Source organism: Alteromonas sp. 4NH20-0056, assembly GCF_057539655.1.
In genome coordinates this window covers 458,758-475,654 of sequence record NZ_BAAJLS010000002.1, presented here as the reverse complement: position 1 = coordinate 475,654, position 16,897 = coordinate 458,758, and the positions used below count along the sequence as shown (strand labels likewise).

Here is a 16,897-nt window from a genome sequence, read left to right as displayed (position 1 = left end):
TGTACGCAAAAGATTAGTGGGACAATGGAGTCGTCATGCCAATAGAAAACATAATTGATTTTAACGTCGATGCGAAAGGCGCGATGTCACCAACTGAAGCATCGACGTGGAAGGTGCTTAGCGTAGAAGATGATATCAACTATCAGCGTTCTATATCACTAAGTTTGCGTGCTGTTGAAGTTATGGGACGTGAACTAGAAGTCCTTACGGCCAACTCTGCTACACAAGCGGCAAGTATTTTATCAGAAAGAGACGACATAGCGGTCATCCTTCTCGATGTCGTCATGGAGAGTGATGACGCAGGGCTTTACCTTGTCGATACTATCAGGCGTGTTATCGGCAATGACAGGGTACGCATTGTGCTGCTAACAGGGCAGCCAGGTGTCGCGCCGCAGAAAAAGATAATGCAGCGCTATGACATAGACGAATATTGGACAAAAACGGATACAACAGAAGAAAAATTACATTCAATCGTCACGAGTAACATTCGCACGTGGCAGTCTATGACCGAGTTATATCATGCCAAGCGCGGTCTACAAATGATTGTAGACGCATCTCGTGTGCTCACATCCAAAGAGAATATCGAAGATTTCACGCAAACTGTTTTACATGAAATCAGCAAGCTTGTTGGTGTGTCAGATGCTGGCGGTATCGTGTGTGCCTACCATCCTCAACACGAAGCGTTAGAAGCAAGTGAGATTTTTGCTACCAGCGGCAACTACCGGCATGATAGTGCAGAGATGCTTAATGATATCTTCCTACAGAAACGGAACGGTGTTGAAAAAGACAAGATTTTATCGCTTCTTAGAGAAACGATTCGAACGCAAGAGCACAATTTTTCGTCTGGGCTAACGGCCTTATATTTTTCAACGACGATGGTTGATGAGCGTAGCTATATTATCCTTGTTGAGTCGCCTGAAAAACTGAAAAGCAGTCACATCGCGCTTCTTCAAGTATTTTGCGAAAATGTAAGCAACGGCTTTACAAACTTAGCATTGCTTAACAAGCTATCACAACTTGCCTACTTCGACAGCGAGTTACATATACCTAATAAAAACTGGTTAGTGCGAGAGTTAGAACAATTAAACACGACGAAATGGAAAAACAGCGTATTAGTGTTGGTTGATATCTCAAATTTTTCAGACATCGCAGTGATGTTAGGCAGAAGCTATGCTGAAGAAATTGTCAGGGCATTATATCAAAAGATCAAAGAGCGATGTGTGCACACGGACGCGATCTGCAGAATAAGGGACAATACATTCGCCTTCATTTTTCCTTCTGCACACGCGCCATCGAAAGCATTATTAAATCACTTAAGCGACCTGTCGGTAGATATCGACGGACTTGCTCATACCATCATGTCGGTAGTATGCAAAGCAGAACTTCACCTTTTTGAAGACTGTGAACCGCAAGACATTATTACTATATCAGAGCTTTCTATTGCCGAAGCAAGAGAAAAAGCGCGGTCGGTAACTCAGGTCGATTCTAGCATTGCAATGAATATTGCTCAGCGTCATCAGGTGCTGCTTGATTTGTATCAAGCATTACAATCACCCGATACATTTCAACTAGCGCTTCAGCCCAAAGTGAATATGGTAACTAATGAGGTCGTCGGTGCCGAGGCGTTGATTCGGTGGGTTAAGCCTAATGGTGAAAATGTTCCACCTTCAGCGTTTATCCCAATAGCGGAAGCCTCGGGGTTAATGGGTAAAATTGATGTGGTGGTGATGGAAAAAACATTTGAAACCATCGCTATTATGCAGCGTAACCACATTACCCTTCCTGTTTCTTTCAATGTGACTTGTAGTGACATAACTAACCCAGATTTTTTATCGAAGCTAGAGTACTTGCTGGATTCGACGACAGTAGAACCTAGCTTACTTGAGGTTGAAATCACCGAAAGCCAAGCTATGCAGGACTATGCCGTGGTTAACCCAATACTACAGCGTTTAATCCGTATTGGTGTGAAGGTCAGCATAGATGATTTTGGTACCGGTTACTCATCACTTGCCCACATCGCTGATTTAGCAGTCTCAACCCTTAAACTAGACCAAAGTTTTGTGTCAAAACTATCAGAGGAAGGCGATGCGGGGATTGCTGTCTGCGAGATGGTATCAAGACTTGGAGAGCGCTTTCATTTTAATATTATTGCAGAAGGGGTGGAAACTGAAGAGCAAATGCAAAAGCTTATCGATAAGGGTTACACCATGGCGCAAGGCTATTATTTTGGTAAGCCGATGATGCTAGACGCCTTTATAGAGTGGCTTGAAAAACGAGCTAAATAACATGAAAGCAATGACGGTATTATTGCTTGTTAACAAGAAAAGCACACTGGTGTCATGTCTGCTTACACTAATCACTGCCAGCGCAGTGGGTATGGCATTGTTTTTGTATCTGTTTAATGCTCACCTAGCCAGTTTTCGGAGTCAGCACAATGTCGCCGTTACTAACGCAAATCAGTTGTTCAACGCGCGCTTAGGTGACATAAGAAATAGCACGACATTGTTGAATGCCCATATTGTTGATTTACTCTCTAATGAAAATAATGACGTTGACGTAAACAAAGTCTTCGCGAGGGTTGGCAAGTCGCTCCCCACAATTTCACAGATGCGTTGGTTGTCGCTAAGTGGACAAGAAGAAGTACGCGTTAATTTTAAAAACGGCGAAGCTAGGCCTGTACCGCCGGCGCAGCTGCAGAACAAAAAAGGTCGTTACTACTTTGAGCGAGCTTTATTGTCGAGTTCACAGGAAGTCTATTTATCGTCCATCGATCTTAACGAGGAGTTTGGAAAAGTAGAGGTGCCTTATTTGCCTACAATTCGCAGTGCAATAAAGGTTGATAATCATCCATTGGGAAGCGGTATATTTATTATTAATTTTGAATTGAAATCACTGTTTAACGATTTAAGAACGTTAAGTGATTTTGGAACACGTGTATTTGTTGCGAAAGGGAATGGTGAATGGATGATTTTTTCAGACACCGAAAAGGAATGGGCAAGCTACAAGAAGGATGTCAGTGCGTCGGTATCAGATTCCCTAGAGACAGTGTGGGAAAGTGTTCTACAAGACGGTTCGACTGCTTTAGTGAGCGGTGATGCCGAAACCGTACACAGCGCGGTATCGCTTTTTGGCACTCAAGAAGGTGGGATCCAAGAAGAATCTATTATCTTAATTGCTAGCACTGACAGAGCCAACTATCGTTCGGCGTTTTACCAAGCGTTAATTCCGTCGTTGTTGCTTTCATTTGCTGTCGGCGTTTTATCGCTTTTCTTATTGTTGAGAGACCGTTTTCGAGAACAGCAATTGAGCATCCTAGCGAGTCGATTAAGCGAGGAAAAAAACGCATTAGCTGAAGCATTTGCTGCACAGCAGCTTCTACAAGACGAACTCGTGGAGTCAGAAAAAATGGCGTCGTTGGGAATGCTTGTGTCCGGTGTCGCCCACGAACTTAATACTCCAATAGGTGGGGCTTTGATGACGGTTAGCGGTATCTCGCGTAGAACCCATGATCTTGAAACGCTACTACCGGATAAACTGAGCTATGAAAAGCTTACAAGGTTTATCGCTTTCAATAATGAAGCGTCAGAGCTGGCAATATCTAATTTAACCAAGTGTAGTGAATTGATTAAACGCTTCAAGCGGCTTGCTATCGATAGGGGGAGCGAATCGGTTGTTACATTTTCTCTTGATAAGTTAATCATCGACTTAGGTCATTCGTTGAAGCCCATATTGAAAAAGAAAATGGTTTCGCTTAAATATGATTCAGATATCGATATTGAAATGACAACGTACCCAGGCATACTGTCTCAAGTGATACAAAACTTCGTTGTTAACAGCGTTGATCATGGTTTTGATAAAAAAGACAGCAATGAAATCGTTATATCGGTAGAGCGTGTGGCTGACAACGTCACTATAAAACATACGGATAATGGAAAAGGGGTTGCAGAAGACGTCGCCGAAACCTTATTTGACCCATTTGTTACCACTGCCCGAGGAGAGGGTAATTCAGGTTTAGGTTTGCACCTTGTACATCAGTGGGTAACTAAAATGTTAGAGGGAAAAGTGAACGTGATGAGTAAAGACGGTGTAACAGTATTTTCTGTCACCATCCCCATTGCTATTGCGGTGCAAGGCGAAGAGGAGGAGTCATAACGTGATGCCTAGTTGTTGTTTTGCCTTTTCGATAAGACTTTCATTTAATGTCGGTGGCGCAATAGATATGTGTGATGAGAGCGTTTGCGTTATATGACGGATAAAATCCACACGGGCATGCCATTTATGTTCCCCGTTTATAACATACCAAGGTGCTGAACCAGTATGTGTCAACGCTAACATATCGCTAATAGCGGATACATACTCAGCACGTTGGCTTCGATTATGTAAATCTTCTGCAGTTAGTTTCCACTGTTTAAAAGGGTTCAGCAGGCGTTCTTCAAATCGCTTTTTTTGTTCGTCGGCGGTAATGTGAATAAATAACTTTACTATTTTGACACCATCGTCGCTTAAATTTTTTTCAAATTGATTGATTTCTGAATACGCCCGTTGCCATTCATCACGAGTACACAACTGATCTACACGTTCTACTAACACACGCCCGTAATACGAGCGGTCGAGTACAGTGATGTGTCCGTTCTTAGGGGTCTTTGACCAAAAACGATGTAAATAATGATGTTCTTTCTCTTCTGCAGAGGGGGCGCCAACAGGGAATACAGTAAAGCCTCGAGGGTCAAGTAATTCTGTTGTGCGGCGAATGGCTCCGCCTTTTCCGGCCGCATCCCACCCCTCTACCACGATGAGTGCTTTTTGTTTGTTGTGAAAATAGGCTTGTTGAACATGAAATAACGATTTTTGCCAATGTTGTAACGTGTCCTTATAGGCTTTTTTGGACTCGAATCGCGGTGCCTCAACCTCGTCAGGAAGGCGTACAGACGTGAGCGGGGGCATAATGTTGGTCATGTGGTACCCAGTCATTACTGAAATCTTCTGTTCATAACGTAAGCTATTTTGAGGTGAAATTACACCTATTATGCATGCCAACGCGATAATAAGACCGTTGAACATGGGTAGCATGCCTTGCAACGAATTGTTTTGCCCCAATAGTTGATAGAATTACTCAAGTATTAGATAATTGAACGAAGATAATGTGCATAAGCACGTGACGAATTAAGAGGTGGGTATGTCTGTAGAAATGGCGTTGCCAATTGAGTTTTCAGATGCAGCGGCAACGAAAGTAAAAGCCCTCATTATGGAAGAAGAAAACCCTGAGTTAAAACTTAGAGTTTATGTAACGGGCGGCGGATGCTCTGGTTTTCAGTATGGTTTTACTTTTGATGAAAAAGTAAATGAAGGCGATATGACCATCGAAAAAGACAGCGTGACACTGGTGGTTGACCCAATGAGTCTGCAGTATCTTGTTGGCGGAGTGGTCGATTACGTCGATGGTCTTGAAGGCTCTCGATTCCTTGTGCAAAACCCTAATGCGACAACCACGTGCGGTTGTGGTGCCAGCTTCAGCGTATAGTGTTTATTCGCGTATAGTCAGTCGACTATACGCACTTCTTTGACGCGTCTTTCGACGGTTACTTTTCCAAATTATCAATCTTTACTACACTAGTGGTATTAAGCCACGCTATTTATTCGCTACGTTGAAGGTAAACGTAACGCGCGAGAATGGCCGAAAGTAGGTAAGATAAGAATATGAAGTTATATGGGTCTACCACCTCTCCTTACGTTAGACGCACTCGTATTGTACTTTTTAATACTTCTCATGAATTTATAGACCTTCAGATATTTTCTAATGATGACCGAGCGCTGCTTGCCGCGCGAAATCCAACCATGAAGGTGCCGTGCCTAGAAGATGACGGCAGAATGATTTTTGACAGCAGGATTATATTTAATTACTTGTCTGAAAAGCTGATGCTAAACCCCTTAACGTGGGAAGAGGAAAATCAACTTACCCTTATTGATGCGGCCAACGACTCGTTCGTACAGTTACTTTTATTACAACGCTCTGACGTTGATGTGGAAGCAGATAAGTTGTTCTTTTCGTTGCAAAAAGAAAGAATAAGCAGTGTGCTTGGTACGCTCAGCGAGCAATGCGAAAAGGGGGCATTTAGTGAGTGGGGCTACCCAGAGATATCACTTTACACGCTTATTGACTGGGTATTGTTTAGGCAGTTGCACACCTTGCAGGATTATTCCGCATTACTCGACTTTCATGAACAGCACCGCGACCGTATCGAGCTTACCGCGACAGATCCTAGACAATAACTCACCGATGTTATAAACCGTGTGATTGTGTCAATAAGCGAGTGAGCATTTTAATACCCTTTTTCAAAATCAAAGGTATGTAATAAAGGCTGTTGTTGAACAAAGCGTGTTATGTTTTCAGCAAAGATTGCAGCAACATCCTGCGGAGAAGATTCTGCTGCGGTGTGGGCGGTAATAATGATGTTGGGATGGGACCAAAAGGGATGGTCACGAGGAAGCGGCTCTTCTCTAAATACATCCAATACTGCCAACGCAGGTTTACCGTGCGTTAAAGACTGTAGTAATGCATCGTCATTAACCGCTTCACCTCGTCCTGCATTAATAAAAACCGCATTAGGTTTGAGCGCACTAAAAAACGCTGTCGAGAGTATATTCTGTGTGTCTGGCGTGTCGGGCATCAGGTTGACGATATGATCGGCACGCCCTGCAAAGTCTAACAGTGACGCTTTTGTATAGATATGATCAGTACCTTCTATCGGCGCGCCTGTGTTCGTTACCCCTATTACTTTCATGCCAAACGCTCTCGCAGCAGGTATTAGCGCTCGGCCAATATTGCCAAGGCCTATGATACCTAACGTTTTCCCTTGCAATGGAACACGCGCTGTCGCTTCCCAAACCGGTGGTGTTGCGGCCTGGTTAGTGGAAAACGCGTTAACACTTCTTGCATGGTGTAGCAGATAAGCAAATACGTATTCACGCATCAGTGGCCCGAAAATATCTTTAATACCCGTGAGTAGATAGTTTTGTTTGGCGTGGCTTAACAGTGGCCGATTTCCAGCCCAAGAAGACTGACACCATACTAGGTTATGGCATTCACCAATAATTTTTACCGCGAGGTTTGGGGCCGCGAGCAATACTTTTATTTCGCTTGGTGTGATGCTTTGCGGGTTATCGGTGACATGCACAATATCTATCAAGTGACGGATGTCATCTATTGAAGATAAATTGTCGGCAAGTATGTCTGCGTCTCTACTTAGAATAGATATCTGTAAGGGGGCATTACGTGATGATTTCATTAACGTTCTCTTCATTAAGTAAACTTATCTTTCCTTACTCGTGGGATCATTTGGCCGTCACTTTGTTTCAAATTTGTAGATAACGTTTTACATTTTTGTAAATTAAAAAGTGAGTGACAGAAACAAACTCACGTTCAACCTCAGAAAATAATAAGGAAAAACGGAATGGCCACACTTGAGGATACCAACACAGTCAGTCAGGCGAAAATATTATCACCAAAGCGTAACTCAAGTAACGCACAGTCTATTGAAGGTTTAGTCTCAGAACAACTCGCTCACTTTGGGATATCGTCGTCATCTGAATATGGACAGGCGTTGTCAGATACTGCGCGACATCTCTATGGTGCGCAAGCCGATGTCATGCGGCTGTGGGATATTACCAACAACACATTAAGTGCATTGGACAAAGAGGATCGTGTTGCGTATTTCAATGCGAAGAAATTCCTCTCTTTTCAAATCGCAAAAATTCTCGATACCTTACAAAACCCATTCCGCGCAACCTACCAAAGCTTATCCAGTGGTAATGGGTCACAAGGGCATTATCCATTGTTCGACAATGTGACCGCCCTGTTTTCAGCAACGCCTGTGGTTGTGCGAACCGCCACTTATGTTTATGCGTGTACCGAGTGGGTAGACGATGCGTTTCAAGGCAAGGAGTTTACTCATCAGATTTATTCGCGCTTATTAAACCCTACGAATATTTCGTTAGCCAATGCTATCGTCGATATGGAAGCGGGCCCTTATGCTGCAGACTACATGGCGTGGAATTTTAATTCTGGCATGGCGGCAATTGATGCATTGTTATCTAACGTGTTAAGCCACGGTGATGTTCTTATCGTGTCTAGAAATGTTTATGGTGGTGTTTACCAGTTACTTCACGATTACTTCGCCCGTGAAAACCGTATGAACATTAAGCTTGCGTGGTTTGACGGCTACGATAGCGACAGTTTTGCCGATTTTATGGCGAAAACAAAAGTAGAAAATGCAGAACGCCTTAACAATGGTGCTAGCATGCACGTTTATATGGAGTCACCATGTAACCCGCATGGATATGTGCTTGATGTGCCCGGTATTAGTAAGCTGGCGCATGAAGAGGGGGCGTTGGTGATGCTAGATTCGACACTAGCAACGCCGGTCTTGCACCAACCTCTCCAACATGAAGACAAAGCGTCAAGACCCGATTATGTCATGCATAGCTATACAAAAGATCTGTGCGGAAGTGGTGCAACGACAGCGGGTGTGGTTATTGGAGAAGGACATCGTATGTTCCAGCCAAAAGGTAGCTCGATGCACGGTGTTGATTGGTCGCAAACCATGTTCTGGGATGTGTATTATATCAAAGGTGCGTTCCTCGACTCAGAAAAAGCATTCGATGTGTTAAACGGCATGAAGACGTTAGAGCAACGTATGATGACAAAAGTGATCAACACTCAAGTGTTTACTTCATTTTTAAATGCGCACCCTCATATTCGCGTCAACTGCCATGCGCTGCCGGAGCACAGCAATGCTGATTTACGCAAAAAGCAGCATAAAAACGGATGGCCGTGCACGTTGTTCACTATCGATATGGCGCCTGCACAGCTAGAACGGGATGTGTTTGTTCGTTTCTTCGATGCGCTTGAGCCCGCATTTAGCCACCAGGTGAGTATTGGTCAAAACAACACTATTGTGCTTTGCCCTGCGCTGACTTCGCACTCTGAGTTGAGTACAGAGGAGCAGAAAAAGGCGGGTATTGAACTAACAACCATGCGAATCGCGATGGGTACTGACAACGTTAAGCAATTGATTGCACACTTCATGCTGGCAGCGAAACACTTTATTGAACCGCATCAAAGTGGCTTCTGCTCTCACTTCATGCGTAATGAAGCCATCGATACACTTTATCGTGATGTAAGCGAGAGGGTTTGCGCAGAGCATTTTAATGGTGTTGCCAGCATGGACACATTGATGGAATGTAATGATGATTAGCCCGTTGCCGGTTTTGGTAAAGTTATAGTACTCACGTGCCGATACACCTATTAAATAATGTCCCGAGCCTACTAGCACTAGGCTCGTTTTTTAAAAGGGCGCAGTATGTATCAATTTACGCTAGATGTGAGTCTTCACGGCTCGTTACCCTTTATGTTCGCAGCGTTCCACGAGGTGGAATATTTGTCAGAGTGGTTTGCCCCTGGTGACAGTGCAGTGACGCAAATCATGAGTAATTTCAGTGAAGGCGGAAAGTACCGCATTAAAATGGCAGAACCGAATGGCGCAGAAATGGCATTGGTGGGCGAGTATGTTCATATTCTTACCAATGAGCATTTAGTGTTTTCATGGGCGTGGGAAGATAATCTCGAGGCGTCGGTAATGACATCTGTCGATATTACATTCGAACAAAGCGAAGCTGACCTGGTAAGGATCGTATTAACGCATACGGGTTTTAGTACCCAAGAAGAATGCGACCAGCACCAACATGGATGGTTATCGTGTTTGGAAAAGCTCGCGGCGTTGGCTGATAAACAAAAGCAGTTTAATTAGCATCGATTAATCGTAAAAAAGCCCAACGACGTTGGTTGGGCTTTTAATCAATCTGTAAAACAGCAAAAGACGTTGCTTATGTCATTGACTCCATTGACGCTTTGCCGCTACGTTCTCGATACGTTCGGTAATCGTTGTATCCCTCTTCGTCGCCACCATACCACGTTGACGGGTCGTCAAAGGCAGATAATGGATAATTATTTTTAAAGCGTGTTGGCAAGTCGGGATTCGTGATCCATGGTCTGCCGTAAGCAATCATATCGCCATCGCCATCATTGATCCTCTTTTCACCTTCTTCCTTCGTGTAACCGCAGTTACCGATAATCATGCCATCGAATAACGCTCTGAATTCAGATAACATCATGGGTTCGCCGCGTTCATGAAAACCGAAGGCCAGCCCGTCCATAACATGAAGGTATCCCAACTTTAATGCGTTGAGTTGCTGTGCAACATAAGTAAATGTCTCACGATAGTCATCGGCACCCATGTCGTTGAATACGCCATTTGGTGAAAGCCTCACCCCTACTTTTTCAGCAGGCCAAATAGCTAAAACTGCATCCATAACTTCACTTAAGAATCGATAGCGGTTTTCAATGCTACCCCCGTAGTTGTCTGTACGCTGATTGCTTCTGCTGTCAAGAAATTGGTTCAACAGGTAACCATTAGCAGCATGGACTTCTATGCCATCGAACCCGGCAGCTTTGGCATTGACGGCTGCTGTTTTAAAGTCGGCGATGGTTCTGCGTATGTCTTCATGCGTCATCGCTCGCGGCACTTCGTAAGGTTTTTTTCCTTTAGGCGTGTGAATTTCGTCACCTTCAATTTTTATTGCAGAAGCGGATAATGGTAGTTCGCCATCGTGAAAGTCGCTGTGCGATGCGCGTCCAGTGTGCCATAGCTGAAGTACAATCTTGCCGCCTGCGTTATGGACTCGCTTATTGATAGAACGCCATCCTTCAACCTGCTCTTCGGTATAAATTCCAGGTGTATCTACCCAACCTATTCCTTCTTCGGATATTGCCGTTGCTTCGCTAATGATAAGCCCTGCATCAGCCCGTTGTACGTAATGGTCACCCATGATTTTATTGGGGATACGATTGCTACCGGCACGTCCCCGTGTCATCGGTGCTAGCACCATACGATTTTGTAATGTATTGCCAGCCCATTCAAACGAAGTGAACAATGGTGAATCTGACATGATAATTTCCTTTTTTGTCGAGTGTGTAATGACTACTGAAATGGCTTCCATTTGGATTGATTCAAGAGGGGTGGGTATAGCAAAAAAGACTAGTAAATACCGAATAAGACTGAGTATAAGGGGTTAAAGTTTCTTAACGATTTCGTGTCTGCCCGATGTATTAGCACAACGTGAAACTTACCGTGTATGGTGCGTTTTAGTCGGCGCTATAGTAGGCGCCAAGCACGGCACTACGAGACGCCCCTGTAACGCCTGGCACATTACCTGAAATACGATTTATATGCGCATAGGCAAACCACGCGAAAGCGGCGCCCTCAACGTGCTGCGGGTGGATGTTAAGGCAACGGCTATTATCAACAGGATGTGGTGAGAGGCGGGCGCTTAGCGCCTTCATTAGTGCGCTGTTGAAGGCGCCTCCGCCGCATACGATAACTTGCGTATCTACACTCAATTTGTGCCGCATCACTGCACTAGCGATACTGTTTACAGTGAGTTCTAGTAAGGTAGCTTGGACATCTTCGGTGGCAATGTTTCTTCCGATGGTTTTAAGTACATCGTCTAGCCATGTTAGGTTGAAATATTCTCGCCCAGTGCTTTTAGGCCCATTTTTTGAAAAAAATGGATCAGTTAATAAATGAGCTAACAACACATTGTCTACTTTCCCCGACGACGCCCATTGACCATTTGCGTCATACGGCTTGCCATAATGGCGTGCAATCCACGCGTCCATTAATGTATTGCCAGGACCGGTATCGTAGCCAAGCGGCGTTGACCCGTCTATTTTCGGCGTTAGCAATGAGAGGTTCGCGATACCGCCGATGTTTACCAGAACACGTGACGCCGTGTTATGCGCAAAAACTGCCTGATGATAAGCAGGTACAAGGGGAGCGCCTTGCCCACCAAGTGCAATATCTTTGCGTCTGAAGTCAGCGATAACATCGATATTAGTCAGCACAGCGATGGTATTGGGATCGCCTATTTGTAACGTGAAACTACGATGATCATGCGGGGGAAATTGGCTAATTTGCGCATCGCCATCTAAATGGGTTTGCGGAAAGTGGCGAATAGTTTGTCCGTGAGAGCCTATAGCAGTGATGTCAGCTGCCGATGTATCCGTTTTCTCAAGCAATGCGATAACCGCATTTGCAAAGGTTTCTGCTACTAACCTGTCTGCAACGGCCATGGTATTGAGTTCATTTACCGAAGGGCTACACAAACTGTGTAACATGGCTAAGAGTGTTGGGGGGTAGGGCAGTGAAGTAGAATCTAGGGTGTGACACTCGCCTGATTCAATATAGCAAAGGACGGCGTCAACGCCGTCCATGCTTGTGCCTGACATCAGGCCGATATATTTTGCCATTACAATTTATTATTGCATAGCAAGCATAATGCGCTTGTTGTTGTCTAATTGTGCCTTGCGGACACTCGCAATTTCCATAAAGACATCACGCTCTTCTTTTGCTATCGGTAAGGCTTTCGGTAACGCCACTGTGCGCGGGTTTCTGTGCACGCCATCCACTAAAAACTCATAGTGCACATGAGGGCCAGACGCAAGACCAGTGCTGCCTAAATACCCAATCGTTTGTCCTTGCTTAACGGTGTCACCTACTTTCACCGCGCGCTTTTTAAAGTGCAAATATTTCGTGGTGTACTTTTCACCATGTTGAATAAATACATGATGGCCGTTGTACTTATCATATGATGACTTAATAACTTTACCGTCACCAGCAGACATCACTGGAGTACCAACCGCAGCCACATAATCGGTGCCACGGTGAGCTTTCCAACGTTTCTGAACAGGATGGAAACGCGCCTTAGAAAAATTAGAGCTTACGTACTTAAAGTTGATGGGTGCACGCAGAAAGCTTTTGCGCATGCTGCGCCCTTCTGGCGTGTAATAGGTACCATCTTCATGAAGAATGGCACTAAACTGTTCACCTTGGTTAGTAAACTCAGCCGCGACGATATCGCCGTAGCCGACAAATTCGCCGTCGATGTATTGTTCTTCAAATACAACATTAAAGGTATCGCCTGAGCGAATTTCCATCGCAAAATCGATATCCCAACCAAAAATACCGGCAAGATTCATAATTTGATTGCTTGTAAGGCCGGACTGAACAGCAGCATTCCAAAAACTAGAATGTATTTCGCCTTGCGCGAAGTTATAGCGGATATCTACATCACGTTTTTCAACCGCAGCCATTAATGTGGCATCGTCATCGCTTGAGTCAGGGCGAACAAATAACGTTTCGGTTGATGATAATTTGTATTTAAGTTCACCAAAGCCACCATCTTTATTCGATTTAAATGATAGCTCGTCGCCCGGCAATAGCGTGACCAAGGTTTTGGCTAATTCGCCCGCTTGCGTCACATTGTAAACATCACGAGAGGTGAAGCCGGCACGCTTAAATAGTTTTGCGAGTGTATCGCCACTGCGCACTTTATACGTCTGCCAGCTTGACTCTTCTTCGCCCATAAAGACGTCGGTAGAGGGGGCGATGTTTAGCTCGACAGGATAGCGTACGCCAGCATCAAGATTATGTGCTTCATGATGACGGCTTGCTTCTACCGACTCAGACGGCAGAAGAATTAATGCACCTAAAAGCGCACTGGCTATTGCGAGCCCGGTTCTATGCTGCTTTGGTAATTTTTTGAATAGAGTTAGTGCCTTTGTGGCATCTAATGTCTTTCTCATACTACTGCCCACCTGAGAAACTAACGATTGCTTCATGACTTTTTACATACGTTGCTTAAAAAAGCAACTTTTCTCACTACATTTTTATGCAAAGTGCGGCTTTTTGCCACATATTGCCATGTAATCCGCTTTTTGACGCGTAAACCTTTTAATGGTTCCCTTGTACGCGTAAAATGCCGCACCAAATAGAATTCAATTTTCAAAGAGTGTGAACATACCAATGAAAGACTGGCAAACAGCGCTAGCTGAGATCAAACGGGGAGCGGACGAAATTCTTCCCGAAGAGGATTTAATTGAAAAACTTAAATCCGGTAAAACCCTAACCATTAAAGCGGGGTTTGATCCAACAGCACCTGATCTTCATCTTGGTCACACTGTATTGATAAACAAGCTGCGTACCTTTCAGCAACTTGGCCACAAGGTCGTATTTCTTATTGGTGACTTTACAGGCCTTATTGGTGATCCTACAGGTAAAAATGTAACACGCAAGCCTTTGAGCAAAGAGCAGGTATTAGAAAACGCTAAAACGTATCAAGAGCAGGTGTTTAAAATTCTTGATAAAGATAAAACTGAAATTCGCTTTAATTCAGAGTGGATGGACGGGCTTGGCGCAGCAGGCATGATTAAGTTAGCGGCCAGCCAGACTGTAGCGCGTATGCTAGAGCGTGATGATTTTAAAAAGCGTTATAACAATGGCCAACCTATTGCCATTCACGAGTTTCTATATCCGCTTGTACAAGGATGGGATTCGGTTGCGCTTGAAGCCGATGTTGAACTTGGCGGTACCGACCAGCGTTTTAACTTGTTGATGGGGCGCGAGCTTCAAAAAGAACAAGGTATTAAGCAACAATCGATAGTTATGGTTCCATTACTCGAAGGCCTAGACGGCGTACAAAAAATGTCTAAGTCATTGAATAACTATATCGGTATTACCGATGCGCCAAACGATATGTTTGGTAAGGTCATGTCAATTTCTGACGATTTAATGTGGCGTTACTACGACTTGCTAAGCTTCCGACCGCTCGATGAAATTGCTGAGCTTAAAGCTCGCGTCGAGCAGGGTGAAAACCCTCGTGATATAAAAATCATGCTGGCTAAAGAAATTATTGCGCGCTTCCATGATGACGCCGCAGCCGAAGGTGCGCATCAAGACTTTATTCAACGCTTCCAGAAAAATGCTATTCCTGATGATATGCCAGAGGTAGAGGTATCATTAGGTGAAGCGGGCATCGCTATTGGCAACCTATTGAAAGAGGCTAGCTTAGTGGGCTCTACGTCTGATGCCATGCGCATGATAAAACAGGGCGCGGTTAAAATTAACGGCGACAAAGTAGAAGATACGCGTTTGATACTTACTGATGAAGGTGAGAATGTGTATCAGGTAGGTAAGCGTAAGTTCGCGCGGATCACGTTAGTAAAGTAGCGCATCTACGGTTCATGATACGAAAAAAGCCCCATTTGAATGGGGCTTTTTTATGGGGGCAGCGTTTAACTATTCATTTTATGGATACTGCAAATTATGCTTCAAACCCTTCTAGAACAAGTTTTCCGCGCGCGGTGTGTGACTCTACTATACGGTGTGCTTCAAGAAGGTTTTCGGCAGTTATCGGCCCTAAGTGTTGCCCTAGTGTGGTTTTTAGGGTGCCAGCGTCAACGAGTTCGCTTATCTCATTAAGCAGGTTGTGCTGCTCAATCATGTCGGTTGTGGTAAATAGCGAGCGCGTAAACATAAACTCCCAATGTATCGATATACACTTTTGTTTGAATTTTAGAATGTCGAACGATACGGGGTCATCGATTAATGCAAATTTGCCTTGAGGCTTAATGCAGGCCACGATTTCATCTTGGTATTGCTCGGTATGTGTAAGGCTAATGACATAGTCAAACTCTGCTAGGCCTTTTTCGATACGTTGTTCGTTTAAACTTTTACTGTGATCAAGGACATGATCAGCGCCAAGTTCCTTTAGCCATGCCACACTTTCATCTCGAGAGGCCGTGCCAACAACGGTTAACCCAGTTAACTGCTTTACAAGCTGAACTAAGATAGAGCCAACGCCACCGGCTGCACCAATAACCAAAATTGACTGCTGTGTGTGCTGCTTGGTTTTCGAAACCTGTAAGCGATTAAACAACATTTCATAGGCGGTTATACTGGTAAGTGGCAGTGCTGCCGCCTGTGCATCATTGAGCGTGGCGGGCGCGCGGCCTGCAATACGTTCATCGACCAATTGAAACTGTGCGTTACTGCCTTGGCGCGACAAGTCTCCCGCGTAAAACACACGGTCACCGATATTGAAAAGTGATACCGATTCGCCAACGGCTTTTACAATGCCAACCGCATCCCATCCCAATACTTTATAGCCGTTTTCTGGCGCAACCTTTGCTCTTATTTTGGTATCGACCGGGTTGACTGAAATGGCACTGATTTCAACCAGTATGTCGTGCCCAGAAGCGGTGGGTGTTTCAAGCTCTATGGCTTTAATTGCCTCTGGTGTTAAGGTTTTTGAATTGCTGCTGTAACCAAATGCTTTCATGTAATTTCCTGATAATGAATATGACGTTTCGTTATTTACACAACGATGATTAAAGTCGAACAACGTTATCTACATTAAAACCGATAAGCGTACGCGAGATTTAAAAAGTCTACGCCGGGGTTTTTACTATTAAGTCCACCGTTAGAGTAATGCATGTATCGCACAGAGGTAGACTGTCGCAACTCGTGGCCAAATGCTAACGTTAATCCAAGTCGGTCTTCAAATTGATAATGTGAACCAATGTCTTTTCCTGCGAAGCGCGTGTCTTCAACAAGTGAAACGCCAATGCCTGCTTCCCATTTCAACGGGTATCGGCCGTCTACATGGTAAAAGGTTTTGCTAATAACAGGCGACAGCGCAAACACAAAGTTTGTTTCATGGTTATTGTCTGCACCGTACTCCCAAAAATTTACGCTAAACTCCCAATATATCTCCACACCATCAAAAAAGGGGATAGTAGTTATGTTGTGTGAATAGGGTCTATACGCCAATCGTACACCTGTTATATCGTCAGCGCCTATAAGAATGTCAACGGCCACTGCTTGCTTGTAAGTTGGACTCGCTAATGCGGTATTTACCGTTAACAGGCTTATTACCGCGGTTAGTACTATCGCTATTAGTGTTTGTTTCATTTTCACTGCTACTTTTTAAATTGGAGTAAGCA

General features: G+C 44.3%; 14 protein-coding genes. 7 read left to right on the top strand and 7 right to left on the bottom strand.

All coding sequences use genetic code 11. The features are described 5' to 3' along the window. Window positions 1-35 precede the first annotated feature (35 nt). Both AC27EZ_RS05605 and AC27EZ_RS05600 read left to right on the top strand, forming a co-directional pair. Window positions 36-2,285, top strand: coding sequence for a GGDEF/EAL domain-containing response regulator (locus AC27EZ_RS05605; RefSeq protein WP_487134381.1), 2,250 nt, complete (start codon window positions 36-38; stop codon window positions 2,283-2,285). A gap of 1 nt (window position 2,286) precedes the next feature. Next, window positions 2,287-4,152 (top strand): sensor histidine kinase, encoded by a 1,866-nt coding sequence (locus AC27EZ_RS05600; RefSeq protein WP_487134380.1) that lies wholly within the window; start codon window positions 2,287-2,289, stop codon window positions 4,150-4,152. On the opposite strand, the gene AC27EZ_RS05595 is transcribed toward AC27EZ_RS05600, so the two are convergent. Continuing rightward, a complete protein-coding gene (locus AC27EZ_RS05595) occupies window positions 4,147-4,956 on the bottom strand; it encodes a polyphosphate kinase 2 family protein (protein WP_487134491.1) in 810 nt (269 codons plus the stop codon). The genes AC27EZ_RS05600 and AC27EZ_RS05595 overlap by 6 nt on opposite strands. Window positions 4,957-5,176: 220 nt before the next feature. Here AC27EZ_RS05595 and erpA point away from each other — a divergent pair, with 220 nt between their 5' ends. Next, the gene (erpA, locus tag AC27EZ_RS05590; protein ID WP_421132316.1) at window positions 5,177-5,521 is read left to right on the top strand and encodes an iron-sulfur cluster insertion protein ErpA; all 345 of its coding nucleotides are present in this window, start codon (window positions 5,177-5,179) and stop codon (window positions 5,519-5,521) included. A gap of 176 nt (window positions 5,522-5,697) precedes the next feature. After that, the gene (locus AC27EZ_RS05585) at window positions 5,698-6,270 is read left to right on the top strand and encodes a glutathione S-transferase family protein (RefSeq protein ID WP_487134379.1); all 573 of its coding nucleotides are present in this window, start codon (window positions 5,698-5,700) and stop codon (window positions 6,268-6,270) included. Between the two features lie 50 nt (window positions 6,271-6,320). Here AC27EZ_RS05585 and AC27EZ_RS05580 read toward each other — a convergent pair whose 3' ends face one another. Then, on the bottom strand, window positions 6,321-7,286 hold the full coding sequence (locus AC27EZ_RS05580) for a D-2-hydroxyacid dehydrogenase (protein WP_487134378.1): 966 nt from the start codon (window positions 7,284-7,286) through the stop codon (window positions 6,321-6,323). 165 nt (window positions 7,287-7,451) lie between these two features. Between AC27EZ_RS05580 and AC27EZ_RS05575 the strand changes: the two genes are divergently transcribed. Next, entirely contained in the window at window positions 7,452-9,254 is a 1,803-nt protein-coding gene (locus AC27EZ_RS05575; protein WP_487134377.1) for a trans-sulfuration enzyme family protein, read from the top strand. 105 nt (window positions 9,255-9,359) lie between these two features. Continuing rightward, entirely contained in the window at window positions 9,360-9,806 is a 447-nt protein-coding gene (locus tag AC27EZ_RS05570; RefSeq protein WP_487134376.1) for an SRPBCC family protein, read from the top strand. 76 nt (window positions 9,807-9,882) lie between these two features. Here the strand turns inward: AC27EZ_RS05570 and AC27EZ_RS05565 are convergent, their stop codons facing one another. The 3 genes from AC27EZ_RS05565 to AC27EZ_RS05555 all read right to left on the bottom strand — a co-directional run bounded on the left by AC27EZ_RS05565 (window position 9,883) and on the right by AC27EZ_RS05555 (window position 13,699). Continuing rightward, a complete protein-coding gene (locus AC27EZ_RS05565; RefSeq protein ID WP_487134375.1) occupies window positions 9,883-11,004 on the bottom strand; it encodes an alkene reductase in 1,122 nt (373 codons plus the stop codon). Window positions 11,005-11,200: 196 nt separating this feature from the next. Next, window positions 11,201-12,364 (bottom strand): anhydro-N-acetylmuramic acid kinase, encoded by a 1,164-nt coding sequence (locus tag AC27EZ_RS05560; RefSeq protein WP_487134374.1) that lies wholly within the window; start codon window positions 12,362-12,364, stop codon window positions 11,201-11,203. A 9-nt stretch (window positions 12,365-12,373) separates the two neighbouring features. Next, the gene (locus AC27EZ_RS05555; RefSeq protein WP_487134373.1) at window positions 12,374-13,699 is read right to left on the bottom strand and encodes an OapA family protein; all 1,326 of its coding nucleotides are present in this window, start codon (window positions 13,697-13,699) and stop codon (window positions 12,374-12,376) included. A gap of 220 nt (window positions 13,700-13,919) precedes the next feature. On the opposite strand from AC27EZ_RS05555, the gene tyrS reads away from it, so the two are divergent. Next, window positions 13,920-15,122 carry a tyrosine--tRNA ligase gene (tyrS, locus tag AC27EZ_RS05550; RefSeq protein ID WP_487134372.1) on the top strand — a complete coding sequence of 401 codons (1,203 nt, stop codon included), beginning with the start codon at window positions 13,920-13,922 and terminating at the stop codon, window positions 15,120-15,122. A gap of 94 nt (window positions 15,123-15,216) precedes the next feature. Here the strand turns inward: tyrS and AC27EZ_RS05545 are convergent, their stop codons facing one another. Both AC27EZ_RS05545 and AC27EZ_RS05540 read right to left on the bottom strand, forming a co-directional pair. Further along, window positions 15,217-16,233: a zinc-binding alcohol dehydrogenase family protein gene (locus tag AC27EZ_RS05545; RefSeq protein ID WP_487134371.1), complete on the bottom strand. Its 1,017-nt coding sequence runs from the start codon at window positions 16,231-16,233 to the stop codon at window positions 15,217-15,219. Between the two features lie 74 nt (window positions 16,234-16,307). Further along, window positions 16,308-16,865 (bottom strand): acyloxyacyl hydrolase, encoded by a 558-nt coding sequence (locus AC27EZ_RS05540; RefSeq protein ID WP_487134370.1) that lies wholly within the window; start codon window positions 16,863-16,865, stop codon window positions 16,308-16,310. Window positions 16,866-16,897 lie beyond the last annotated feature (32 nt).

Excerpts from the sequence above, each read along its gene's own strand:
- AC27EZ_RS05565 (WP_487134375.1), bottom strand. The coding sequence starts at position 11,004 with ATGTCAGATTCACCATTGTTCACTTCGTTTGAATGGGCTGGCAATACA.
- AC27EZ_RS05545 (WP_487134371.1), bottom strand. The coding sequence starts at position 16,233 with ATGAAAGCATTTGGTTACAGCAGCAATTCAAAAACCTTAACACCAGAG.
- tyrS (WP_487134372.1), top strand. The coding sequence starts at position 13,920 with ATGAAAGACTGGCAAACAGCGCTAGCTGAGATCAAACGGGGAGCGGAC.
- AC27EZ_RS05585 (WP_487134379.1), top strand. The coding sequence starts at position 5,698 with ATGAAGTTATATGGGTCTACCACCTCTCCTTACGTTAGACGCACTCGT.
- AC27EZ_RS05570 (WP_487134376.1), top strand. The coding sequence starts at position 9,360 with ATGTATCAATTTACGCTAGATGTGAGTCTTCACGGCTCGTTACCCTTT.
- AC27EZ_RS05575 (WP_487134377.1), top strand. The coding sequence starts at position 7,452 with ATGGCCACACTTGAGGATACCAACACAGTCAGTCAGGCGAAAATATTA.
- AC27EZ_RS05595 (WP_487134491.1), bottom strand. The coding sequence starts at position 4,956 with ATGACCAACATTATGCCCCCGCTCACGTCTGTACGCCTTCCTGACGAG.
- AC27EZ_RS05560 (WP_487134374.1), bottom strand. The coding sequence starts at position 12,364 with ATGGCAAAATATATCGGCCTGATGTCAGGCACAAGCATGGACGGCGTT.
- AC27EZ_RS05540 (WP_487134370.1), bottom strand. The coding sequence starts at position 16,865 with ATGAAACAAACACTAATAGCGATAGTACTAACCGCGGTAATAAGCCTG.
- erpA (WP_421132316.1), top strand. The coding sequence starts at position 5,177 with ATGTCTGTAGAAATGGCGTTGCCAATTGAGTTTTCAGATGCAGCGGCA.
- AC27EZ_RS05580 (WP_487134378.1), bottom strand. The coding sequence starts at position 7,286 with ATGAAATCATCACGTAATGCCCCCTTACAGATATCTATTCTAAGTAGA.
- AC27EZ_RS05555 (WP_487134373.1), bottom strand. The coding sequence starts at position 13,699 with ATGAGAAAGACATTAGATGCCACAAAGGCACTAACTCTATTCAAAAAA.
- AC27EZ_RS05605 (WP_487134381.1), top strand. The coding sequence starts at position 36 with ATGCCAATAGAAAACATAATTGATTTTAACGTCGATGCGAAAGGCGCG.
- AC27EZ_RS05600 (WP_487134380.1), top strand. The coding sequence starts at position 2,287 with ATGAAAGCAATGACGGTATTATTGCTTGTTAACAAGAAAAGCACACTG.